This is a genomic window from Oryzibacter oryziterrae, assembly GCF_021864535.1.
Taxonomy (GTDB): Bacteria; Pseudomonadota; Alphaproteobacteria; order Rhizobiales; family Pleomorphomonadaceae; genus Pleomorphomonas; species Pleomorphomonas oryziterrae.
In genome coordinates this window covers 247118-271397 of the sequence record NZ_JAKJIC010000002.1, presented here as the reverse complement: position 1 = coordinate 271397, position 24280 = coordinate 247118, and the positions used below count along the sequence as shown (strand labels likewise).

Genomic DNA, 24280 nt, shown 5'->3' with positions numbered 1-24280 from the left:
CCGCTTCCGAATGTCTCATGCCGTTGATGCAGATGAGACATTCGAAATGTCTTCAATGAGCCGATGCGTCAGCATCCTGGGCAGAATTGGTATAACGGCCGTTCCGGCCTCGCGGCCGAGCGGTCGCAGCTTTCGAGACCTCAGCGCTTGAGGGGGCGTCATGAGTGATCAAACCTGGACCGGGGCCTGCCTGTGTGGCTCGGTTTGCTATGCCGCAGAGGGGGCGCCGCTCGCCAGCCTCATCTGCCATTGCCGGGATTGCCAGCGGGCGTCGGGCTCCGCGGGCATGCCGGTTGTCGTGCTCCGGAAGGACGGCTTCAGGGTGAAGGGGGAGATCCGCTCCTTCACCTGCGCGGGCGGCAGCGGTGTCGACACGACGCGAAACTTCTGCGCGGCCTGCGGCAGCCTGCTGTTCGGCCTGCCCGGACATGCCCCCGACATCGTCACCATCTACGCCGGCACGCTCGACGATCCCTCCCGCTTTCAGCCGACTTTTGCACAGTTCACTCAAAGCCGCTTCGCGCTCGATGGACATGGTCTGGACCTGACCGAATACTCCGGCGGCGCCCCGTGACACCGTCTGCGGCGCGGTTATCAGATACCGCGATCCCGGGGCACTGGGTTGCCGTGCGCGCATCGCTCGAAATGGCGCTGTTGAAATTCCAACGCCCGCAAGGACTTGCGGCATAGATTGGAACCATTCCAGTACATTTTCTCCCAAGCCCTTGAAGAGAAGGTTCTTTTCCTGATTGACAGACGAAATCATGAGCCTGTAAGTCTGGTTTTATCCACTCGCAACCGGGCCTTGACCCCTGTTTCCTGGAGATCAGTATGACCCTCACCTTCCGCCGGGCCGGCGTTGTCGCCGCGCTTGCCTCCAGCCTTTTTGCCATCACCGCCGCGACTGCCGCCGAGGTGAACATCTACACCACGCGCGAACCCGGCCTGATCCAGCCGTTGCTCGACCGCTACACGGCGGAGACCGGTGTTGCGATCAACACCATCTTCATGAACGAAGGTCTGGGTGAGCGCGTCGCCTCGGAAGGCGAGAATTCGCCGGCGGACATCCTGATGACGGTCGACTACGGCAACCTCACCGACCTTGTGGATCGCGGCCTCACCCAGCCGATCCAGTCCGACACGCTGGACGCTGCCGTTCCCTCGGCGCTGCGCGATCCGCAGCACATGTGGTACGCGCTCTCCATGCGCGCCCGCACCATCTACCTGTCCAAGGATCGCGTGCCTGACGGCGCCATCTCAACCTATGAGGAACTGGCCGATCCCAAGTGGAAGGGCAAGGTCTGCATCCGCTCGGGCCAGCATCCCTACAACACCTCGCTGATCGCCGCGATGATCGTCAAGGACGGCGAAGATGCCGCCAAGGCCTGGCTCGAAGGCGTGAAGGCCAATCTGGCCCGCAAGCCCGGCGGCGGCGACCGCGACGTGGCCAAGGACATTCTCGCCGGCATCTGCGACATCGGCGTGGGCAACTCCTATTATGTCGGCCTGATGCGCTCGGGCGCCGGCGGCGAGGACCAGAAGGCCTGGGGCGCCGCCATCAAGGTGGTCCTGCCCACCTTCAAGGACGGCGAAGGCAGCCATGTGAACGTCTCGGGCGCCGCGATCGCCAAGTTCTCCCCCAACAAGGCCGAGGCTGTGAAGCTTCTGGAGTTCCTCACCTCGGACGAGGCACAGGAACTCTATGCCAAGAGCAACTTCGAATATCCCGTGAAGGCCGGCGTTGCCGCCGATCCGATCATCGCCGCCCTCGGCACGCTCAAGATCGACCCGACCCCGCTCACCGAGATCACCGCGCAGCGCAAGGCCGCCAGCCTGCTGGTCGACGACACGGGCTTTGACGACTGATACCGAGTGTCATTCAAAATGACCTCGAAAACCCCTCTATGAGCCGATGCGTCCGCATCCTGGCGAACTGGTAGGACAATGCCTGACACCGCCGCACGACGCCGTTCCCGCCGCGATCTCACCGAGAGGCTCTGGCTCACTGCCGGCGCCCTGGTAGTGGCCGGGGTTCTGGCGCCGCTCGGCGGTCTCACCTATTACGCGGCCAGAGGTTCGGGTGACCTCTGGCCGCATCTCTATCGTTCGGTGCTGCCCACTGCGGTGGAAACCACGGCGATCCTGCTTCTCGGCGTCGGCCTGCTGATCTCGGTGATCGGCGTCGGCCTTGCCTGGCTGATCGCCATGTATCGCTTCCCCGGTCGGGCGACGCTGGAATGGGCGCTGCTGCTGCCGCTCTCCATTCCCACCTATATCGTCGCCTATGCCTATCTCGACGTGCTGCATCCGGTCGGCCCGGTGCAGAGCACGTTGCGCGCCCTGTTCGGCATCACCGACCCGCGCGGCCTGCCCTTCCCCGAGATCCGCTCGCTGCCCGGGGCCATCGCCCTGCTCGGCTTCGTGCTCTACCCTTACGTCTACCTGCCGGTGCGGGCGCTGTTCATGATGCAGTCGCCGGTCCTGCTCGAGGTGGCGCGCACGCTCGGGCGGTCGCGGCCCGCCGTGTTCTGGCGCGTGGCGCTGCCGCTGGCCCGTCCCGCCGTCGCCGTCGGCGCCAGCCTTGCGCTGATGGAAGCGCTCAACGACATCGGCGCCTCCTCCTTCCTCGGGGTCAAGACGCTCACCGTCGCCATCTATTCCACCTGGGTCACGCGCTCGTCGATCGAAGGCGCCTCGCAGATCGCGCTGGTCATGCTGCTGATGGTGCTGGTGCTGGTGGGCGTCGAGCGGCTCGGCCGGCGGCGGCAGCGCTTCGTGGCGCGCGGCGGCCGTGGCCGCCCGGTCACGCCGCGGCGACTGACCGGTCTTCGCGCTGTCATCGCCTGCACGCTGGCGAGCCTGCCGGTGCTGATCGGCTTTGCCGTCCCGGCGAGCTATCTGCTCGTACACGCGCTGGAGCGCCTTGCCTCGCATGGCCTGCCGCCAGCGCTCGGCCGCTGGATCGCCAACACCATGCTGGCCGCCGGCGGCGCCACGCTGATCGCCATCCTCGTCGGCCTGTTCATGGCCTATATGGCGCGCCTCGTGCGGCGCAAGGCAGCGCCCGCCCTCTTGCGCCTCAGCGGCATCGGCTATGCCATCCCCGGCACCGTGCTCGCCGCGGGCATGCTGATGCCCTTCGCCACGCTCGACAACTGGATTGCCGACAGCATTCGCTGGCTCACCGATGCACGCGTCGGCCTCGTGCTGTCGCAGTCGGGCATCGTGCTGATCACCGGCTATGTCATCCGCTTCCTCGGCGTCTCCTCGGGTGGCATCGAGGCGGGCCTCACCAAGATCTCGCCGTCGCTCGACATGGCCGCCCGCTCGCTCGGCGCACCGCCGGCCCGAATCGCCTGGGCCATCCACCTGCCGCTGTTGCGCCCCGCCGTCGCCGCGGCGGGCCTGCTGGTGTTCGTCGACTGCATGAAGGAACTGTCGATCACGCTCTTGCTGCGGCCGCTCAATTTCGAGACGCTGTCGACCACCGTCTATGGCGAAGCGGCACGCGGCACCTACGAGGACGGCTCGATCGCCGCGCTCACCATTGTCCTCGTCGGCCTGTTGCCGGTGGTGCTGCTGGCCCGCTCGAGCTTCGGCGACCAGCAAAGCCGGCCAAGCAAGGCGACGGCGCAGCTCGCCGCCACCTGACGGCTCCGTCGAACTTCGGTCAAACTTTACCTATCCATAGGGATGAATGCGAATGCTTCGCAACTGCGATTGCCGCATGGCAACACGCATGCTAGTTTTTTGCCGTTGCCTGCCGTGACTGGCTGGAGGTTTCCTTGCATCACTCGCCCGCGCCCGCCTTTGACTTGCTCGCCGAGCCAGGCGCCTGCATGGTTTGTCACTGCAACATGCTGACGGAAACCCAGATCCTCGGCGCCATCGACAAGCTCAACGACAACGGCCTGCAGCTGATCACGCCCGGTCTCGTCTATCGCGAGCTCGGCAAGCGCGGCCGCTGCTGCGGCTGCTTCCGCCGGGTGGTCGAGCTGATCCATCAGCGCGTCGCCGGCGTCGACAGTGATCCGGCCGTCCTCGGCGGCTGCAGCTGCGACGAACGCTCGTCCTGCACGGCGCAGGGAAGTCCCGCACAGGTGGTTCCCTTGGGCGAGTTTACCCGCTGTTCATCATGATGCGCTTCAATGGCGGTCTGTAACCTTGCCCGCCCGCGCATCCGCAGCCGTTTGATGGCCTGACGAGCCTATATCCTCTGCCTGACGCCGGGTTCCTGGGGCTTGGGACCAGCTGGGGCCGAGCGTGTACGATATTCTTTGGGGACTTGTGCGATTTGCCATCGCCTCGCTGTTGACCGGCGTGGTGCTGAGCTTCTTTCGCGTTGGCCCCAACGATCTCCTCGCCATGCTCGGATTGACGCCGGAGAGCGCCCTGGCCCTGCTCCAGCGCGGCTTTGCCTGGGCGCTGCCGAACATGATGCTCGGCTCCATGGTGCTGGTGCCGATCTGGCTGGTCGCCTACATGTTCCGCCCGCCCAAGGCGTGAACAGCGCTACCGCACAGGATTTCCGTCAGTCCCAAAAGCAAAGGGCAGAGCTTGGCGCCCTGCCCTCCGGTCATCTTGTACCTTGAACCCGCTCTCGCTCAGCCTTGCGCGAAGGCGGCGCGCTCGGCGCGTTCGCGTTCCTTTTCCGCCCGGTTCGTCACGATCGAGGCGGCAACCACGCCCAAGGCGATCACGCCGATCAGGATGGAGCTGACCGCGTTGATCTCCGGCGTCACGCCGAGGCGCACCATGGAGTAGATCTTGATCGGCAGCGTGGTGGCGCCGGGACCGGTCGAGAAGCTGGCGATCACCAGGTCGTCCAGCGACAGGGTGAAGGCCAGCATCCAGCCGGCGACGACACCCGGCAAGATCAGCGGCAGGGTGATGATGAAGAAGGTCTTGAACGGCGGGCAGCCGAGATCGAGCGCGGCCTCTTCCAGGCTGCGATCGAAGGTGACGAGGCGCGACTGCACGACCACGGCCACGAAGCACATGGTCAGCGTCGTGTGGGCGATGGTCACGGTCCAGAAGCCACGGTCGAAGCCGATGGCGACGAAGAGCAGCAGCAGCGACAGGCCGGTGATCACCTCGGGCATGACCAGCGGGGCGTAGACCATGCCCGAGAACAGCGCGCGACCGTGGAACTTCTTGAAGCGGTCGAGCGTCAGGGCTGCCATGGTGCCGAGCACGGTGGCCAGCGACGCCGACAACAGGCCGACGCGGATGGTCACCCAGGCGGCATCCAGGATCGACTGGTTGTTGGCGAGCGACGCATACCATTTCGTCGAGAAGCCGCCCCAGACGGTGACGAGCTTGGATTCGTTGAAGGAATAGATCACCAGGATCAGGATCGGGATGTAGAGGAAGGCAAATCCCAGAACCAGTGCGGTGACGTTGAACCAGGTCAGATTCTTGTTCATCGGCGCCTCACAACTTCTTCTGCTGATTCTGGAAGATCACGATCGGGACCACCAGGATGATGAGGAGCACCACCGCCACGGCCGAGGAGACCGGCCAGTCGCGGTTGTTGAAGAACTCCGCCCACAGCGTCTTGCCGATCATCAGCGTGCCGGAACCGCCGAGCAGGTCGGGGATCACGAACTCGCCCACGATGGGGATGAAGCAGAGGAAGCAACCGGCCACCACGCCGGGCAGCGACAGCGGGAAGGTGATCTTCCAGAAGGCCTGCAGCGGCGGACAGCCGAGGTCGGCGGCCGCTTCCAGCAGCGTGTGGTCCATCTTCTCGAGCGCCGCATAGAGCGGCAGCACCATGAAGGGCAGATAGGAGTAGACGATGCCGATGAACACCGCCGTCTCGGTGTTGAAGATCTTCAGCTGCTGGTCCGGCCCGAAGATATGCAGGGCCTGCAGCAGCATGGTGAGCAGGCCTTCCGGCTTCAGGATGCCGATCCAGGCGTAGACGCGGATCAGGAAGGAGGTCCAGAAGGGCAGTATCACCAGCATCACCAGCACGTTGCGCACCCCCTTGGGCGCGCGCGCCATGCCATAGGCGATCGGATAGCCGACCGCCAGCAACAGCAGCGTCGAGATCAGGGCGATCCGGAGGCTGGAGAGATAGGCGGCGATATAGAGCGGGTCCTCGGTCAGGAAAACGTAGTTGTCGAGGGAGAATTGCCTGACCGCGTCCCAGGCCGTCGCCAGGTCCTTGAACTGCGGCATGTAGGGCGGCATGGCGATCGCCGTCTGCGACAGCGAGATCTTCACGATGATGAAGAAGGGCGCCAGGAAGAAGATCGCGCTCCACAGATAGGGAACGGCTACCACGAGCCATTTCGCCTTGGAGGAGCCGGTGGGATCCTTGGTGTCTGCCATCGGGCGTCCTCCTCACTTGGTCAGGATGATGCCGGCGTCGCGCGGCCAGGTCAGATAGACCTTGTCTTCCCAGGTGATCGGGCGTTCGACGATGCGCGTCATGTTGGCCACGGTCGCCTTGACGATGGTGCCGTTGGCGAGCTTGACGCGGTAGACGGAGATATCGCCGAGATAGCCGATGTCCCAGACCTCGCCTTCCAGCACATTGTGGCTGCCGGCCGGCGGGGCCTCGCGGGAGATGCGCACCTTCTCCGGACGGATGGCAAAGCAGGCGTCCAGGCCGACGGTCGCGTCACCACCCTCGGCGGCTTCGGCATCGATGACGCCGCCGATGCCCTCGGAGGTCAGCGACAGCTGGGTGCCGCTGACGGCGGACACCTTGCCCTCGATCAGGTTGATGTCACCGATGAAGTCGGCCACGTAGCGCGTGGCCGGCAGCTCGTAGATCTCGGCCGGCGTGCCGATCTGGGCGATGACGCCGTGGTTCATGACGGCGATGCGGTCGGACACGGTCATGGCCTCTTCCTGGTCGTGCGTCACGATCAGGAAGGTCATGCCGAGCTCGATCTGCAGGTCCATCAGCTCGAACTGGGTTTCCTCGCGCAGCTTCTTGTCGAGGGCGCCGAGCGGTTCGTCGAGGAGCAGCACCTTGGGCCGCTTGGCCACGGAACGGGCGAGCGCCACGCGCTGGCGCTGACCGCCGGAAAGCTGGTGCGGCTTGCGCTTGGCGAATTTCTCGAGCTTGACCAGGCGCAGCATCTCCGCGACGCGCGTGTTGATCTGGTCGCTCTCCATGCCGTCCTGCTTGAGGCCGAAGGCGATGTTGGCCTCCACCGTCATGTGCGGGAACAGGGCGTAGGACTGGAACATCATGTTGACGGGGCGCTTGTAGGGCGGAATGCCCGCAAGGTCCTTGCCGTCCAGGAGGATGCGCCCCTCGGTCGGGTTTTCGAAACCCGCGAGCATGCGCATCAGCGTGGTCTTGCCGCAGCCCGACGGCCCGAGCAGCGAGAAGAACTCGCGCTCGTAGATGTCCAGCGTCAGGTTGTCGACGGCGACGAAGTCACCAAAACGCTTGGTGACATTCTCGAAGCGGATGAAGGGAACCCCCGCCGGATCATCCCAGGGAGCAAACTTGCGCTTGATCGGGCCCACCGCTTTATTCATCGCCTACCTCAATTGATGAAATCTGAAGTGCCGGGTCTGGTCCGCGGTCGAGGGCCCAAGCAAGGCTCTCCGGTCCGGCGTCACAGGGCCCGCGAAAGATGGCTCCTCGGTGCGCGGTCAGGGCAAAGTCCTGTCAGGCGCATCGTGGCCGGTTCGAAGGCAAGACGCCCGGTCTCTTCCGACCGGGCGTCTCTCAGGGCTTACATGCCGGTCTTGACCGAGGTCCACACGCGGGTCAGCACGCGCTGCGACTTCGGATCATAGGGCGAGATGCCGTAGAGGTGCTTCATGGTCTCGGCGTCGGGGAAGATCGCCTTGTCGTTCAGGATCGCCGGATCGATGAACTTCTGCGAGGCGAGGTTGCCGTTGGCATAGCTCACGTAGTTGGACGACTTGGCGATCTCTTCCGGCTTCAGGATGAAGTTGATGAAGGCGAGCGCTTCTTCCGGATGCGGTGCGTCGGCGGGAATGGCCATGTTGTCGAAGAACAGCTTGGCGCCTTCCTTCGGCACGGAATAGGCCACGGTCACGCCGTTCTTGGCTTCGGCAGCGCGGTTGCGCGCCTGCAGCACGTCACCCGAATAACCGACGGCCAGGCAGATGTCGCCGTTGGCCAGTGCGTTGATGTATTCCGACGAGTTGAACTTCTGGATGTTCGGGGCGATGGACTTGAGCAGTTCGCCCGCCGCTTCGATGTCGGCCGAGTCCTTGGAGTTGGGATCCTTGCCCAGATAGTTGAGGGCCGCAGGGATCAGCTCTTCCGGCGCATCTAGCACATAGATGCCGCAGGACTTGAACTTGGCGACGGTTTCCGGATCGAACAGGATCTTCCAGCTGTCGACCGGCGCATTGGGATCGATCGCCTTGATCTTGTCGGGGTTGTAGCCGATGCCGGTGGTGCCCCACATGTAGTTGACGGCATATTCGTTGCCCGGGTCGTAAACCGCCAGGCGCTCGGCCACGTCCGGCCAGACGTTGACGAGGTTGGGCAGCTTCGACTTGTCGAGCTTCTGGAACACGCCGGCCTGGATCTGGCGGGCGAGGAACTCGGCGCTCGGCACCACCACGTCATAGCCGGTGCCACCGGCCAGCAGCTTGGTTTCGAGAATGTCGTTGGAATCGAAGACGTCGTAGACGACCTTGATGCCGGTTTCCTTGGTGAAGTCGTCGAGCACCGACTGGTCGATATAGTCGGACCAGTTGAAGACGTTGACCACCTTGTCCTCGGCCTGAGCGCCCGAGATCAGCGCCACCGTCAGGCCCGCTGCCGCGCCGAGCGCGCGCAATCCAAGTTTGGACATTTTCGTTGTTCCCTCTTGCCTGCCTGCCACGTATGAAACCTTGACCTTCGACGGCAGATCAGCCTTGCGGTTCAAGATCTTCCGCCCCCTGTTGAAGGCTGCGCCCCGCGTCCGGGCCTGCCACCCAAACGATCCCGAGCCGCCTCCGCCCACTGCAGTTTATGCATAGGCGGACATGGACCACAACAGGCTTGTGCCTATTTTTTGGCTTGTACCGAAAAGCGTCAGTCGTCGACTTTTACGCTGTCCGTTTCGTCGTCGGACGGTGCCGATTGTTCGAACCAACCTTGCCGCCTAATGACTTTCCCTATTGCGTCCGTACGTAATTGTGATCACAAATAGAGAGCGCCTGCAAGAGCTGATTGCAGGCACAACGAGCTGAGCGATGAGCGAACAGACCCTATCGACCCTTTCCGGCCCTCAGGCCAGTCCGCAGGACCTTTCGGTGCGCAGCAATGCGCGCGACCGGGTCACCTCGGCCTTGCGCGAAGCCCTGATCATCGGACGCATCCAGCCGGGTTTGCCGATGACGCTGCGCGGCCTTGCCGACCAGCTCGGCGTCAGCCCGATGCCGGTGCGCGAAGCGATCCGCGGCCTTGCGGCCGAGCGGGCCATCGACATATCCGCCAGCGGGCGCATCACCGTTCCGCGCCTCGACCAGAAGCGGATCACGGAAATCCTCGACGCGCGCGCCCTGCTGGAGCCGCGGGCGGCGGCCCTGGCGCTGCCCAACATCGATCGGGAGTGCCTCCGGCAGCTCAAACGCATCGACGACGAGATCGACGTCAGCCTGTCCGACGGCAATGTCGAGCGCTACATGGTGCTCAACCACGCCTTCCATTTTGCCATCTACGAGCGCTCGCTGTCCGACGTGTTCCTGCCGCTCATCGAAAGCGTCTGGCTGCGGTTCGGCCCGTTCATGCGCATGGTCTATGGCCGCGTCGGCACCACGGGCCTTGTCGACCATCACAAGCAGGCTCTGGAAGCGGCCGCGCGCGGCGATGCCGCCGCCTTTGCCGAGGCGATTCGGCTCGATATTTCCGAGGGCATGGAGTTGATCGGCGATGCCGTTCGCGATGCCGAGGTGCAGCACCCGCCGCCTCGACGCCGCCGCAAGATCGCCGCTCCCAAGGTCACGATTTGACAAAATGCAAATTTGTGATCACAAATACGACATCGACACCATCTGATTGACGCCGTCGCGTTGCCGCCCCGAGTGCGGTTCAAAACGTCCACCCGCGCGGCGAAGACAACACGAGAGATTTTTATCATGAGCCTGGTTACGACCGAGACAACCGATGCGACCCGCAACCCCTTGCGCGGGGTTGAGTCGCTGGCCGAGGCCCGCCAGTGGCTGAATTCCCGCGGCATCGAAGATATCGAGTGCATGACGTCCGACCTTGCCGGCGTGGCGCGCGGCAAGCTGATGCCCGCCGACAAGTTCTTCTCCTCCCCCGTGATGGCGATGCCGACCTCGGTGTTCACCACGACGATCACGGGCGAGTATCCGGAAGAAGACGACAACTTCCAGCACGATCCCAATGACGGCGACGTCATCCTGAAGCCGGACTACTCGACGCTGGCCGCCGTGCCCTGGGCGTCGGAGCCGACGGCGCAGATCATCCACGACGCCTATCACCGCGACGGTCGCGCCTTCGAGCTGGCGCCGCGCCAACTGCTGCGCCGCATCGCCAGCCTCTATGAGCGCGAGGGCTGGAAGGCCGTGGTGGCACCGGAGATCGAGTTCTATCTGGTCAAGCAGAACATCGACCCCGACTATCCGCTGGAGCCGCCGATCGGTCGCTCCGGCCGGGCCGAGTCGTCGCGCCAGTCCTATTCGATCCAGCACGTCAACGAGTTCGACGACCTGTTCGACGACATCTACGACTTCTCCGAGAAGCAGGGTCTCGAGATCGACACGCTGATCCACGAGGAAGGCGCGGCGCAGATGGAGATCAACCTGCGTCACGGCGACCCGCTGGCGCTGGCCGACCAGGTGTTCCTGTTCAAGCGCACCATCCGTGAAGCGGCCATGCGCCACAACATGTACGCCACCTTCATGGCCAAGCCGATGAGCCGCGAGCCGGGCTCGGCCATGCACATCCACCAGTCGGTGGTCGACATCGAGACGGGCAAGAACATCTTCTCCGACGACGAGGGCAACCCGACGGAGCTGTTCTTCTCCTTCATCGCCGGTCTGCAGAAGTATCTGCCGTCGGTGATGTGCATCCTGGCGCCCTACGTGAACAGCTACCGCCGCCTCACACGCGGCACCGCGGCGCCGATCAACGTGCACTGGGGCTATGACAACCGCACCGTCGGCATCCGCGTGCCCAACTCCGGGCCGCAGGCGCGTCGCGTCGAGAACCGCGTGCCGTCTTCGGACGCCAATCCCTATCTCGCCATGGCGGCGACGCTGGGCTGCGGCCTGCTCGGCATCCAGGAAAAGCTGACCGCCGAGGATCCGATCGTCGGCTCGGCCCGCTCGCTGCCCTTCGGCCTGCCGCGCGGCCTGCTGGAAGCCCTTGCGCTGTTCGAGGACACGCCGGAGCTCTCCGACATGTTCGGTTCGCGCTTCACGGCCACCTACCGCGCGATCAAGCAGCAGGAATACGAGACCTTCATGAACGTGATCTCCAGCTGGGAGCGGCAGCACCTGCTTCTGGCGGTCTGAACGACACGCAATACCACTTGAGCCCATCGGCGACAGCGCCGCGGAACGTTTCGATCTGCGGCGCAGCGCCCCTCTATTGTCACGAGGCGACCCCATGACCCTGCACAACAAGTACCCCACCGCCCACTATCGCGCGCTCGATGCGGCCCATCACATCCACCCCTTCTCCGACACCCGATCGCTGAACGCGCAGGGCGCGCGCGTGATCGTGCGCGGTGAAGGCTCGTTCATCTATGACAGCGATGGCAACAAGATCCTCGACGGCATGGCCGGGCTGTGGTGCTGCAACATCGGCCATGGCCGGCACGAGATCGCCGAAGCCGTGAACAAGCAGATGCTCGAGCTCGAGTATTACAACACCTTCTTCAAGACCACGCATCCGCCGGCGGTCGAGCTGGCCGCCGCGCTGGCCGAGGTGTCGCCGGAGGGCTTCAACCGCGTGTTCTTCACCGGTTCGGGCTCGGAAGCCAACGACACCATCCTGCGCATGGCGCGCACCTATTGGGCGACGCTCGGCAAGCCCGACAAGAAGGTGATCATCGCCCGCAAGAACGCCTATCACGGCTCCACCGTCGCCGGCGCCTCGCTCGGCGGCATGAAGCCCATGCACGAGCAGGGCGGATTGCCGATCCCCGGCGTCCACCACATCGCCCAGCCCTACTGGTTCGGAGAGGGCGGCGACATGAGCCCGGCCGACTTCGGCCTGTGGGCGGCGCGCGAACTTGAGAAGGCCATCGACGAGATCGGCGAGGACAAGGTCGCCGCCTTCATCGCCGAGCCGATCCAGGGCGCCGGTGGCGTGATCATCCCGCCGGAGACCTACTGGCCCGAGATCTCGCGCATCTGCAAGTCGCGGGAAATCCTGCTCATCACCGACGAAGTGATCTGCGGCTTCGGCCGTCTCGGCAGCTGGTTCGGCTGCCAGCATTTCGGCGTCGAGCCTGACCTGATGCCGATCGCCAAGGGCCTGTCCTCGGGCTATCTGCCGATCGGCGGCGTGCTCGTCTCCGACAAGGTGGCGCATGTCATCGAGGAGACCGGCGACTTCAACCACGGCTTCACCTATTCGGCCCACCCGGTCTGTGCCGCAGCCGCGCTCGCCAATCTCAAGATCATCAAGGAAGAGAAGCTGGTCGAGCGGGTGCGCGACGACATCGGCCCCTATCTCAAGGCGCGCTGGATGCAGCTCGCCGACCATCCGCTGATCGGCGAAGTGCGCATGACCGGTCTCGTCGGCGCGCTGGAGCTGGTTCCGGCCAAGCCGTCGCACCGCCGCTTCGAGGGCGACGGCAAGGTCGGCATGATGTGCCGCGACCATTCCTTCAAGAACGGCCTCGTCATGCGCGCCGTCGGCGACACCATGATCATCTCGCCGCCGCTGGTGCTCAGCCACGAGGAAGCCGACCTCCTGGTCGCCACCGCCGCCAAGACGCTGGACATGACGCTGGCCGACCTCAAGGCGGAAGGCCTGATGGGGTGACGCAAAGGACTGTGAAGCGCAGTTGATCTTGTATCGTCCGCATGGCTGTGCGCACCATGGCGCGCACAGCCATTGCCATGATAATGTCTAGCCATGGAGGGTTGGACGATGCAGCTCCATCTTCAAGACGACGAAGCGCTCGCGCTGGCAGAGGAAGTGAAGCGACTTACCCACGCCGACAGCCTGGAAGTTGCCGTGAAACAGGCGCTGCGACACGAGATCGACCGCGTCAAGAACTCGACCGGCTTGTGGAACAGGTTGTCCGCTGCGCGTGAGAAAGCTGGCCAGATAGGCCCGGGCAATCCGGATTTCGACATGAAGTCGTTCACTGACGCCATGTGGGGCGATAAGTGATCTTCATCGATTCATCCGTGATTGTAGCCATACTGAAGCCCGAGCCTGACGCCCGGGAGCTTGTCGAACTGCTGGAAGCCGCGCCAGGTCCCTTTCACTTCTCGCCGCTTGTTCGGTATGAGGCGACCATCTCGTTGGCGCATGCGATGGCAAGACTGGATGCGCCTCACTGCAAGCCGACCGCCGATCAGATTGCCCTCGCCCACGAAGCTGTCTCCCTGTTGGCCAAGGAGCTCAATCTGCAGGAAGTCGCCATCACGGATCGGGTCGGCCTGGCCGCTCTTGATGCCGGCATGCGTTTTGGAAAGGCGATCGGCCATCCGGCGGACTTGAACTTTGGCGACTGCTTTTCTTATGCCTGCACACGCATTTATGGACTGCGTCTGCTCTTCAAGGGCAACGACTTCTCCATGACAGACATCGCGAATGCCCGTGACCCTTGACAGCCCTGCCCGTCATTTCCGCATGGCTGCCCAAAATATCCTCGGCAAAACGGGCAAATCCGCAGACCTCTTACGCGTCGTCACGCACGACGCACCGCCCTTGCCCACCTAAACTTGTCCTCACTCCTTCTCGCCATTGCAGAGCCGCCCCATGTATCCGACCACCTTCATGCCGCCGCAAGGAAAAGCCCCGCACACCGGTTCGTGGTATGCGGCAAGTGCCGGCGCCATCCCGGATCATCCGGCGCTGAAGGGCTATGTTCGGGCCGATGTGGCCATCATCGGCGCCGGCTATACCGGTCTGTCGGCGGCGCGCAGTCTCGCCCGGCGCGGTCTCAAGGTGGCCGTGCTCGAAGCCAACAAGGTGGGCTGGGGCGCCTCGGGCCGCAATGGCGGACAGATCCACCCCGGCCAGCGCATGGGGCCGGACTGGATTGCCGCGCACATGGGCGAGCAGGCGGCGCGCGACCTGCTCGCGCTGGCCGAGGAGGCGCGACTGTTCCAGCGCCAGCTGATCGCCGAACATGCCATCGACTGCGATCTGCGTGAGGGGCTGATCCACACCATTCACAAGAAGCGCTGGGTCGCGGACGAGCGCAAGCATCTCGATCACCAGGCGGAGAAATGGGGCCTCCGCCACCAGTTCCTGAGCCGCGAGGAAACCGCCACCCGCGTCGGTACCCCGGTCTATCACGCCGGCACCTACGATCCCGACGGCGGCCAACTGCATCCGCTGAAATTCGCCCTCGGCCTTGCCCGCGCCGCCACGGAGGCCGGCGCCACGATCTTCGAGAACTCGCGTGTCCTCGAGATCGTACACGGCTCGCGGCCGGTGCTGCGCACGCAAGCGGGCGAAGTGCAGGCCGATACGGTGATCCTCGCCGGCAACGGCTATCTCGGCGGCCTCGACCCAGAGACCGACGCGCGCGTCATGCCGCTCAACAATTTCATCCTCGCCACCGAGCCGCTCGACCGGCGGCTGATCCCGGGCGAGGAAGCGGTCAGCGACACGCGCTTCGTGGTCTACTACTGGCATCAGACGCCGGACCTGCGCCTCGTCTTCGGCGGCGGCGAAACCTTCAGCCCGCATTTCCCTGCCGACATTGCCGGCTTCGTGCGCAAGCACCTCCGGAATGTCTATCCGGAGCTGGTGACGGCGCCGGTCAGCCACGCCTGGGGTGGCACGCTCGGCATCACCTTCAACCGCATGCCCTATGTGCGGCGTCCGCGCCCCAATGTCTGGGTCGCCGCCGGCTATTCCGGCCAGGGCGTGATGATGGCGCCCTTCGCCGGTCATATCCTCGCCGAAGCCATCGCCGGCACGCTCGGCCGCTTCGACCAGTTCGCCGCCATCCCCACGCCGCCCTTCCCCGGCGGCGCTGCCCTGCGCTGGCCGACACTGGTGGCCGCCATGAGCTGGTTCAAGATCCTGGACCTGCTGTGACAGCTTCCTTTGCGAGCTGCCCAATAACACGACAAGATTATCTTATGTCGATATTTGAATTTGTCTTCTGCAGGGATGATATATTCAGGATTTGATATCTTAGATACTTAACGTATACATTTATTTATTTTGTTATTAATTCTATCTTAAGGAAAAATGGACAGCGTGGCGCCGGAATAGCGAATTCTTTCGTGAAGGTGAGCCTGCTCAAATGTTCAAGAACCTGCCCGTGCTCCTGAAGATTGTCTCGCTTCTGATGCTCCTCGGCCTGGCAACCATTGGTGCCACCCTGTTCGCTGCAACGAAGATGCGTTCCATCGGCGCGGACTACGACCAGTTGATCAATCACAAAGCCATTGTCGAGATCGACGTTGTCCGGGCAAACCGCAATTTGGCATCGCTGTCGGCAAGCCTTTACATGAACCTGGCGGCCACAACGCCTGACGCCAAGGACGCCGCGGCCAAGGAGTCCGACACGGCAAGGGCCAAGTTCCAGGATTGGCTCGCCAAGGCAGCCGAAGCGGGTCCCGAGTTCGCTCCCCGGCTCAAGGAGATCGGCGATAAGGTGTCGAGCCAGCTCACCGCCTCCTGCGACAGCGCCATTGCAATGGCAAACGGCGGTACCGATGCGGAAACCCTGCGCAAGGCGACCAGTCAGATGAGTGCCACCTGTGGACCGCTGCTGGACGATGCCGTGAAGCAGTTGGTTGCTCTGACTGACGAGATTGAAGGCCAGATGAAGTCTCAAAGCGCCGAAGCGTCTGCCAACACCAACAGCACGATCTCGACCACCTATCTTGTCACCTTCGGGGCGCTTGGAATCGTCCTGATCATCGCCTTCTTCGCCTCGCGGTTCGGCATCGCCCAGCCGATCGGCGACATCACGCGGCTCACCAACACGCTCGCCGCCGGCGACCTCAACGTCACCGTTGGTGGTGTTGACCGCAAGGACGAGATCGGCCAGCTGGCCCGCGCCGCCGAGGCGCTGCGCCAGAACCTCTTCCAGGCGGCCAACGATCGGACCGCTGCCAAGCAGCAGGAACTGGCGCAGCACGAGCGGGCGATTGCCGAGCGGCTGGCGCTGGCCGACAAGTTCCAGCGGGAGATGGGCGCACTCGCCGCCAACTTCGGATCGTCGTCGACCCAGGTTGCCGATGCCGCCCGCAATCTCTCCGCCACGGCGGAAGAGACCTCGCGGCAGGCCCAGGCCGTCGGCTCGGCCGCCGAGGAGGCCGCCACCAACGTGCAGACCGTCGCCTCCGCCGCCGAGCAGCTCACCGCGTCCGTCGGCGAGATCAACGGCCAGGTGGTCAAGTCGGCCTCGGTTGCCGACCACGCCTTCAACGAGGCCACCGCCTCGGCCGGGCGCGTCAAGGACTTGGCCTCCGCCGCCCAGCAGATCGGCGATGTGGTCGACCTCATCAAGAACATCGCCGACCAGACCAACCTCCTCGCGCTCAACGCCACCATCGAGGCGGCACGCGCCGGTGAGGCGGGACGCGGCTTTGCCGTCGTTGCCTCGGAGGTGAAGCAGCTCGCCACCCAGACCGCCAAGGCCACCGACGAGATCGCGCAGAAGGTCACCGAGATCCAGCAGGCGACCGGTGTCGCGGTGGCCTCGATCGAGCAGATCGTCACCACCATGACGACGGTACGCGAGATCTCCAGCCGCATCGCCTCGGCCGTCGAGGAACAGGGCGCCGCCACGTCGGAGATCGCCGAGAACTGCCGCCGCGCCGCCGAAGGCACGACGCAGGTCACCGGCAACATCTCCGGCGTCGGCCACGCCGCGGAGATGACCGGTTCGGCGTCGACCCAGCTGATGGGCCTGTCCTCCGAACTGCAGCGTCAGGCCGCCGACATGGGCGGAGCCGTGGCGAGTTTCGTCGAGACCCTCCGGGCGGGGTGAGCGGGCAAGCCCCGGGCAAGCCACCACAAGATCGCAAGCACCGAGTGCCCCGACAGATGGCGCTCGGTGCTCGCGACGTCGGGATCAGAAGCAGTCCGGGACCCTGCGTCGCAGCGTTTCAGACGGCAGCTCACCGAAGAGTTCCTTGTACTCTCGGGCGAAGTGCCCGGTATTGCCGAAGCCGCAGGAGAAGATCACCTCGGTGATCGTCACATGCCTGTCCGCCGCCAGCAGCAGATCGCGGGCGCGACGCAAGCGTGTTTGCTTGAGAAATGCCATCGGTGTCATGCCCGTGTGGCGCTTGAAAGCCCTCAGCAGCGTACTGGGGCTGACGCCGGTCAGCTGCACCAGGTCCTGCAGGGACAGCGATTGACGCCAGTTTTCCTTGATGTGTTCGATGGCGATGCGGATCGACACGTCTCCGGCACAGGCGTCGCCGTCCAGCATTCCCCCCTCGTGCTCGATATAGTGGCTGCGCACATAGAGCGTGCGGAGATACTCGAGCGACTCCATCACGAAACTGTCGTGCCGATCCGTCGAGGCGTCGTCGAGATAGTCGATGATGTTCAGGATGATCCGCTTGGAGATCTTGTTGAGCGGTGTCAGATGGCTGACCGACACCGGAGCGCCAACGAAGCTGTAGCCACGATCGGAAAACAGAAACAGGGCGCGATCGCGGACGCAGTCATCGGGCAAGGCCAGATAGACGTGGCGGGATCCTTGTGCGAAGCGTTTGCGGATAAGGATATTCGGAGAGATCTGGACAAGGTCGTTCTGCCCACCCTCGATCAGTTGCCCTTCCGCATGGACAGACATGGCGCCTTCCAGCGTGAAGACCTGCATGTGGTAGCGGGTCCTGGTCTCGATTTCGATGCCGCTGAAGCCTTCCTGCCAGAAGACACCCCCGATCTTTGTCATGAACCCGTTCATGACCGAGTGCTGCATCTCCGACAGGTTGGTCGACGTGATCCGCGCCCGGAAGGCGTCGTTCAGCTTCTCCGAGATCATCTCGGGCCCGTCGCCTTCCACTATGCGGTAACGGTCACTGGCGGACGCCGCTTGCATCCCAAGGCACTCCCCTTTGCCGCCAACCTGCAACTTCAAGATCAGATACGGCACTCGGCGCATCTCATTGGACCGCTCACGCGGCCCAAGTTTACGCGCCCTAATAGAACTTACCATTGTTTAAAGTACTGATATAATGTCTCCAAACCGGTCGCCACATCAAATGTAAAATGTAATCAGCGGAATTTTAATCGGTTAAATTGGCATTTTTATCAATGTGAAAACTTCTCTTTATCTCAAGCTTCCCGATCTTTTCCACATCACCATGACTGTATTCGAAGGCACGACAGACATCTGAAACATATGGATTTATGCATACTTCCTATTTCAGAATAAAATTTCATTGTACTTCGACGGCTTCATGCACTACCTTTTTACACTAAACGTCGGAACACCGCATCTGATTATTTTTTGCATTACTGTGGGAGTTTTTACTTTACATTGCACATCATCTGGCTGCAGCCCGCTGCCGGCAAGGCGCAAGGAAGGTGCGCGACCTCGACCACCACCCCGCCACTAATCGTTATTTCCTAATATCTTACTGTCTTTCCTCGCAGCATCCCGCCGCAACACTCGGCCATATCCAGCTGCACTTCCCCACCCGAACGCGCCCCAAATCATGACGATTTCCGTGATTTTGACGAAATACGGTAAAGTACAAATAACACCACACACAGTATACGCTACAAACACGCACACACATGAAAATAATGATTCTCAGTGTGCACGACACATGATTGCCGTGCGAGGCAGGGGATCTCTCCTGCAACGCGCGGCAATATACTTGCAAGTGATCTCAACTGGATGTCGGAGAGACATATGAAATCGGTCTCGATCAAGTTTGGCCTCGCCACCTTGTCGGCCTTGAGCCTCATTCTGTGCCTGGCAGTCGGCTATGTCGGTGTCTCCGGCGTAAGCACCACCAACGACGGCGCCAACACGCTCTATGACGATATCCTTTCCGGGCTGCAGCAGGCCGAGGAGATGAATGTCGCCATCGGCGATCTGCGTATCGCCGGTGGCGAGCACCTGATGGCCAATACGCCGCCAGAACAGGATGCTTCGGAAAAGGCCATTGCCGCAGCGCAGGACACATTCGCCGATTGGTCGAAGAAATATGCGTCCCATATGCAAGCGGGCGCCGAGACCGACTTGTTCAATGACATCCAGAACAGCTATCTCCACTATGTCGACTTGAACAAGACTTTCGTGGAACTTTCGCGCGCCTCGAAGGACGAGGAGGCAGGCAAGCTGTTCCGCGGCGAGATGGACAGATATTACAACAACGCTGGCGATCTTCTCGACAAGCTCATGGAGCTCAACAATCACGATGCCGACGTCGTCAACGATGAAAACGACGCGACATTTGCCAAGGTCTGGTGGTCGGTGGTCGGCATCACCGGCGTCCTGACGCTGATCGCCCTGGTGCAGGGCAGCTTTTCGGTGTTCGGCGTCGCCCTGCCGATGCAGCGCATCACCGCCGCGATGGGCACAATCGCCGGCGGCAAGCTCGATGCCTCCGTCCCCTACGCCGATCGCACCAATGAACTTGGCATGATGGCGAAGACACTGCTGCAGTTCCGCGACGACCTCTTCCAGGCGGCCAACGATCGGACTGCTGCCAAGCAGCAGGAACTGGCGCAGCACGAGCGGGCGATTGCCGAGCGGCTGGCGCTGGCCGACAAGTTCCAGCGGGAGATGGGCGCGCTCGCCGCCAACTTCGGATCGTCGTCGACCCAGGTTGCCGATGCCGCCCGCAATCTCTCCGCCACGGCGGAAGAGACCTCGCGGCAGGCCCAGGCCGTCGGCTCGGCCGCCGAGGAGGCCGCCACCAACGTGCAGACCGTCGCCTCCGCCGCCGAGCAGCTCACCGCTTCCGTCGGCGAGATCAACGGCCAGGTGGTCAAGTCGGCCTCGGTTGCCGACCACGCCTTCAACGAGGCCACCGCCTCGGCCGGGCGCGTCAAAGACCTGGCCTCCGCCGCCCAGCAGATCGGCGACGTGGTCGACCTCATCAAGAACATCGCCGACCAGACCAACCTCCTCGCGCTCAACGCCACCATCGAGGCGGCACGCGCTGGCGAAGCAGGGCGCGGCTTTGCCGTCGTTGCCTCGGAGGTGAAGCAGCTCGCCACCCAGACCGCCAAGGCCACCGACGAGATCGCGCAGAAGGTCACCGAGATCCAGCAGGCGACCGGTGTCGCGATGGCCTCGATCGAGCAGATCGTCACCACCATGACGACGGTACGCGAGATCTCCAGCCACATCGCCTCGGCCGTCGAGGAACAGGGCGCCGCCACGTCGGAGATCGCCGAGAACTGCCGCCGCGCCGCCGAGGGTACGACGCAGGTCACCGGCAACATCTCCGGCGTCGGCCACGCCGCGGAGATGACGGGTTCGGCGTCGACCCAGCTGATGGGCCTGTCCTCCGAACTGCAGCGTCAGGCCGCCGACATGGGCGGAGCCGTGGCGAATTTTGTCGAGACCCTCCGGGCGGGGTGAGCCGCCTGTTGCAGAGGGAGATCACGTCGTCTCCCCTTGCGGGCTCACGGTTGCCGTAGCATCGTCCTGAGGCGCACGCGCCTCAGGTCCCTTCTCACCGGATCTTCGGGGCGTCAGCCCCGCTTGCAGCGGCCCATTTTCGGAGCTTGAGGCTGCAACTTGGCAAGTCATCCGGCCAAAATTGCCGCACTGAGCATTTTTTTCTATTCACTGGCGCCAATTTGGAAGCCTCATGCTCTTCCCGCGCAGGTGTTTCGGCTATTTGTCGAATTCCATTTCCAGCACGCGAAGAGTGCCCCGATGCCGCAGATCGTCACTGCCAACCGCCTCGCCGACGGAGACGTCGTGTTCCGCACCGCCTCGGGCGATTGGGTGCGGGACGTCAACGCTGCCGAGGTGTTGTCCGACAAGGCCGCCGCCACCACCGCCGAGCTTGCCGCCAAGGCCGATGTCGCCGCGGCGCGGGTGATCGAGGTCGAGGTGATCGACGTAACCGACGCCGATGGCGCCATCGTCCCCGTACGCCTGCGCGAGCGCATCCGTGCCTTCGGCCCCACCGTCAAATCCGACCACCGGGCCGATCTCAAGCCCTTCGCCTCCTGATCCGTTCCGCCGCCGAGTGAGCCGCCATGTACCGTTACGACGAATTCGACGCCGCCTTTGTCCGTGAGCGCGTCGCCCAGTTTTCCGATCAGGTCCGGCGCCGTCTCGCAGGCGAGATGACGGAGGACGAGTTCCGGCCGCATCGGCTGATGAACGGGCTCTATCTGCAGCTGCACGCCTACATGCTGCGCGTCGCCGTGCCCTATGGCACGCTGGCCGCGCGGCAGATGCGCAAGCTCGCCCATATTGCCCGCGCCTATGACAAGGGCTTCGGCCATTTCACCACGCGGCAGAACATCCAGTATAACTGGCCGGCGCTCAAGGACATTCCGGCCATTCTCGGCGAGCTGGCCGAAGTGGAGATGCACGCCATCCAGACGTCGGGCAACTGCATCCGCAACGTCACCTGCGATCACTTCGCCGGTGCCGCTTTCGACGAGGTGGACGATCCGCGCCCCTATGCGGAAATCCTGCGCCAGTGGTCGAGCCTGCACCCGGAATTCTCCTTCCTGCCGCGCAAGTTCAAGATCGCCGTCACCGGCGCCGCCCACGACCGCGCCGCCATCCGCACCCATGACGTGGGTCTGGAAGTCGTCCGCAACGCGGCCGGCGGCGTGGGCTTCAAGGTTTTCGTCGGGGGCGGCCAGGGCCGCACGCCGATGATGGCGCGCGAGGTCTCCGCCTTCGTGCCGCAGGAGGACATTCTCGCCTATCTCGACGCCATCCTGCGCGTCTACAATCTGTTCGGCCGCCGCGACCACAAGTACAAGGCGCGCATCAAGATCCTCGTGCACGAGACCGGCATCGACGAGATCCGCCGCATGGTGGAAGAGGAGTTCGCCTTCGTGAAGGGCGGCACGCTCACCGTTCCGGACGCGGAGGTGCAGCGCATCAAAGCCTATTTCGCGCCACCGGCTTTCGCCGCCCGTCCGGCGACATCGGCCACGCTCGACGCCGCCCGCAAGGCGGATGCCGAGTTCGACCGCTTCTGCCGCTACAATCTGCACCGGCACAAGCAGCCGGGCTATACCTCGCTCACCATCTCGCTGAAGCCGATCGGCGGCATTCCCGGCGACGCTTCGGCCGATCAGATGGACGTGGTGGCCGATCTTGCCGAAGCGCATGCCTTCGACGAGATCCGCGTCAGCCATGAGCAGAATCTCGTGCTGCCGCATGTGGCGCTGGACGACGTGCCGGCGATCTATGCCGCGCTGAAGGCGGCGGGGCTCGCCACCGCCAATGCCGGGTCGATCACCGACATCATCGCCTGCCCCGGTCTCGACTATTGCGCGCTGGCCAACGCCCGCTCGATCCCGGTGGCCTCGCGTCTGTCGGAGCGCTTCGGCGCCCCGGCGCGGCAGGACGAGATCGGGCCCTTGTCCATCAAGATCTCCGGCTGCATCAACGCCTGCGGCCATCACCACGTCGGCCATATCGGCATCCTCGGCGTCGACAAGAAGGGCGAGGAAGTCTACCAGATCACCCTCGGTGGCAGCCCCGACGAGACCGCCTCGGTCGGCGAGATCATCGGTCCGGGCTTCTCCTCCGACGAGATCGTCGACGCGGTCGAAAAGGTGGTCGACGCCTATCTCGGCCTGCGCCAGTCGCCGGACGAAACCTTCCTCACTGCCTATCGCCGTGTCGGCGAGGCGCCCTTCAAGGAGGCGCTCTATGGTGCTTGACGCCATGACGCTCGCCGTCGATCCCGATCAGGGCGTCGTCGCCGAAGCCCGCCTGCTCTCCAGCCAGTATGACGGCCAGGAAGCCCCGGTCGTGCTGCGCGCCGCCATCGAGGAGCATTTTTCCGGCGAGATCGCGCTGGTATCCTCCTTCGGGGCCGACAGCGCCGTGCTCTTGCACATGGTCGCCGGCATCGATCGCAACCTGCCGGTCGTCTTCATCGACACCGGCAAGCTGTTCGGCGAGACGTTGCGCTATCGCGACAGCCTCGTCGATCTGCTCCAGCTCACCGACGTGCGCTCGATCCAGCCGCAACCGGCCCTGCTGCAGCAGCATGATCCGGAGGGCGCGCTGTGGCTGCGCGACACCGACGCCTGCTGCGCTGTCCGCAAGGTGCAGCCGTTGTCGGTCGCCATGGAGGGCTTTTCCTCCTGGATCACCGGTCGCAAGCGCTTCCAGGCGGAGACGCGCACCAAGCTGCCGCTGTTCGAAGCCGACGGCGACAAGATCAAGGTCAACCCGCTGGCCGGCTGGAACCGCGCCCGCGTCGAGGCCTATCGCGAGGAACACGGCCTGCCGGCGCACGGTCTCGTCGCCGACGGCTATCTCTCCATCGGCTGCATGCCCTGCACCGACCGCGTGAAGCCCGGCGAGGACGAGCGGGCCGGGCGCTGGCGTGGCCAGGCCAAGACCGAATGCGGCATCCACCTCGGCCTTCTCGGCCACGAAGCCTTTGGCAGCGGAATCTAAGCCATGAGCGTACAGAGCGCCCTGATCCCGGCGGCCCCGCCGACCGTTGTGTCCACCGCCGACGTGTTCCGCAACGGCGCCTTCGAGGCCAATGACTTTGCGCAGGTCGAAGCCGGCGCCGGTCTGCCCGAGAGCGGCGGTGTGCTGGTTCCCCTTGCCGACCTGCAGGCGACGCTCGACGGCGGCCATCTCGGCAACCGCCGCATCGGCGTGGTGCTGCGCCCGGCCGACGACGTCAATGCCGTCTTGCCCTTCCTCGATCGCCTCGCGGTGATCGCCATCGACTTTCCCAAATACACCGACGGCCGCGGCTTCAGCCACGCGACCCGCATCGCCCGCACCGGCTTTTCGGGCGAGCTACGCGCCATCGGCAATGTGCTGATCGACCAGATCACCTACATGAAGCGCCTCGGCTTCACCGCCTTCGAGGTGCGACACGCCATCACGCGCGAGTATCTCGCCGCCGGCCGCGATCCGGCGCCGCAGATCCACTACCAGCCGGCAGTGCGCGTCGAGGCGCCGGTGGGCACACGTCCCTGGTTGCGCCGCGCGCGGTAGGGTTTTGAAGA

At 63.9% G+C, this 24280-nt stretch carries 22 protein-coding genes; 17 read left to right on the top strand and 5 right to left on the bottom strand.

Going from position 1 to position 24280, the window contains the following annotated elements:
- Positions 1-160 precede the first annotated feature (160 nt).
- The 5 genes from L2I41_RS03675 to L2I41_RS03655 all read left to right on the top strand — a co-directional run bounded on the left by L2I41_RS03675 (position 161) and on the right by L2I41_RS03655 (position 4506).
- Positions 161-574: a GFA family protein gene (locus L2I41_RS03675; RefSeq protein ID WP_237152157.1), complete on the top strand. Its 414-nt coding sequence runs from the start codon at positions 161-163 to the stop codon at positions 572-574.
- A 257-nt stretch (positions 575-831) separates the two neighbouring features.
- A complete protein-coding gene (locus L2I41_RS03670) occupies positions 832-1866 on the top strand; it encodes a Fe(3+) ABC transporter substrate-binding protein (protein WP_237152156.1) in 1035 nt (344 codons plus the stop codon).
- A gap of 78 nt (positions 1867-1944) precedes the next feature.
- A complete protein-coding gene (locus L2I41_RS03665) occupies positions 1945-3651 on the top strand; it encodes an ABC transporter permease (protein ID WP_237152155.1) in 1707 nt (568 codons plus the stop codon).
- A 134-nt stretch (positions 3652-3785) separates the two neighbouring features.
- The gene (locus tag L2I41_RS03660) at positions 3786-4139 is read left to right on the top strand and encodes a (2Fe-2S)-binding protein (protein ID WP_237152154.1); all 354 of its coding nucleotides are present in this window, start codon (positions 3786-3788) and stop codon (positions 4137-4139) included.
- A gap of 124 nt (positions 4140-4263) precedes the next feature.
- The gene (locus L2I41_RS03655; protein ID WP_237152153.1) at positions 4264-4506 is read left to right on the top strand and encodes a DUF6460 domain-containing protein; all 243 of its coding nucleotides are present in this window, start codon (positions 4264-4266) and stop codon (positions 4504-4506) included.
- A 98-nt stretch (positions 4507-4604) separates the two neighbouring features.
- Here L2I41_RS03655 and L2I41_RS03650 read toward each other — a convergent pair whose 3' ends face one another.
- From L2I41_RS03650 to L2I41_RS03635, 4 genes are all read right to left on the bottom strand, one after another.
- Positions 4605-5426: an ABC transporter permease gene (locus tag L2I41_RS03650; protein WP_237152152.1), complete on the bottom strand. Its 822-nt coding sequence runs from the start codon at positions 5424-5426 to the stop codon at positions 4605-4607.
- A 7-nt stretch (positions 5427-5433) separates the two neighbouring features.
- Complete coding sequence (locus tag L2I41_RS03645; protein WP_237152151.1) at positions 5434-6339, bottom strand: ABC transporter permease subunit; 906 nt, start codon at positions 6337-6339, stop codon at positions 5434-5436.
- Between the two features lie 12 nt (positions 6340-6351).
- Positions 6352-7506, bottom strand: coding sequence for an ABC transporter ATP-binding protein (locus L2I41_RS03640; protein ID WP_237152150.1), 1155 nt, complete (start codon positions 7504-7506; stop codon positions 6352-6354).
- Positions 7507-7706: 200 nt separating this feature from the next.
- Positions 7707-8807: a polyamine ABC transporter substrate-binding protein gene (locus L2I41_RS03635; RefSeq protein WP_237152149.1), complete on the bottom strand. Its 1101-nt coding sequence runs from the start codon at positions 8805-8807 to the stop codon at positions 7707-7709.
- 385 nt (positions 8808-9192) lie between these two features.
- On the opposite strand from L2I41_RS03635, the gene L2I41_RS03630 reads away from it, so the two are divergent.
- From L2I41_RS03630 to L2I41_RS03600, 7 genes are all read left to right on the top strand, one after another.
- Complete coding sequence (locus L2I41_RS03630; protein ID WP_237152148.1) at positions 9193-9951, top strand: GntR family transcriptional regulator; 759 nt, start codon at positions 9193-9195, stop codon at positions 9949-9951.
- A gap of 126 nt (positions 9952-10077) precedes the next feature.
- Complete coding sequence (locus tag L2I41_RS03625) at positions 10078-11481, top strand: glutamine synthetase family protein (RefSeq protein ID WP_237152147.1); 1404 nt, start codon at positions 10078-10080, stop codon at positions 11479-11481.
- 94 nt (positions 11482-11575) lie between these two features.
- On the top strand, positions 11576-12961 hold the full coding sequence (locus L2I41_RS03620) for an aspartate aminotransferase family protein (protein WP_237152146.1): 1386 nt from the start codon (positions 11576-11578) through the stop codon (positions 12959-12961).
- Between the two features lie 108 nt (positions 12962-13069).
- A complete protein-coding gene (locus L2I41_RS03615) occupies positions 13070-13315 on the top strand; it encodes a type II toxin-antitoxin system VapB family antitoxin (protein WP_237152145.1) in 246 nt (81 codons plus the stop codon).
- Entirely contained in the window at positions 13312-13758 is a 447-nt protein-coding gene (locus L2I41_RS03610) for a type II toxin-antitoxin system VapC family toxin (RefSeq protein WP_237152144.1), read from the top strand. The genes L2I41_RS03615 and L2I41_RS03610 overlap by 4 nt, the downstream gene beginning before the upstream one ends.
- Positions 13759-13909: 151 nt before the next feature.
- A complete protein-coding gene (locus L2I41_RS03605) occupies positions 13910-15202 on the top strand; it encodes an NAD(P)/FAD-dependent oxidoreductase (RefSeq protein ID WP_237152143.1) in 1293 nt (430 codons plus the stop codon).
- 211 nt (positions 15203-15413) lie between these two features.
- Positions 15414-17111: a methyl-accepting chemotaxis protein gene (locus tag L2I41_RS03600; protein ID WP_237152142.1), complete on the top strand. Its 1698-nt coding sequence runs from the start codon at positions 15414-15416 to the stop codon at positions 17109-17111.
- An 84-nt stretch (positions 17112-17195) separates the two neighbouring features.
- Here L2I41_RS03600 and L2I41_RS03595 read toward each other — a convergent pair whose 3' ends face one another.
- A complete protein-coding gene (locus L2I41_RS03595) occupies positions 17196-18176 on the bottom strand; it encodes a helix-turn-helix domain-containing protein (RefSeq protein WP_237152141.1) in 981 nt (326 codons plus the stop codon).
- An 819-nt stretch (positions 18177-18995) separates the two neighbouring features.
- Here L2I41_RS03595 and L2I41_RS03590 point away from each other — a divergent pair.
- The 5 genes from L2I41_RS03590 (at position 18996) to L2I41_RS03570 (ending at position 24269) form a co-directional block, all read left to right on the top strand.
- Entirely contained in the window at positions 18996-20678 is a 1683-nt protein-coding gene (locus L2I41_RS03590; protein ID WP_237152140.1) for a methyl-accepting chemotaxis protein, read from the top strand.
- Between the two features lie 300 nt (positions 20679-20978).
- A complete protein-coding gene (locus L2I41_RS03585; protein ID WP_237152139.1) occupies positions 20979-21281 on the top strand; it encodes a DUF2849 domain-containing protein in 303 nt (100 codons plus the stop codon).
- Positions 21282-21307: 26 nt separating this feature from the next.
- Positions 21308-22963 (top strand): nitrite/sulfite reductase, encoded by a 1656-nt coding sequence (locus L2I41_RS03580; RefSeq protein ID WP_237152138.1) that lies wholly within the window; start codon positions 21308-21310, stop codon positions 22961-22963.
- The gene (locus L2I41_RS03575; RefSeq protein ID WP_237152137.1) at positions 22953-23711 is read left to right on the top strand and encodes a phosphoadenylyl-sulfate reductase; all 759 of its coding nucleotides are present in this window, start codon (positions 22953-22955) and stop codon (positions 23709-23711) included. Before L2I41_RS03580 ends, L2I41_RS03575 begins: the two co-directional genes overlap by 11 nt.
- Positions 23712-23714: 3 nt before the next feature.
- Entirely contained in the window at positions 23715-24269 is a 555-nt protein-coding gene (locus L2I41_RS03570; protein WP_237152136.1) for a DUF934 domain-containing protein, read from the top strand.
- Positions 24270-24280: the final 11 nt, after the last annotated feature.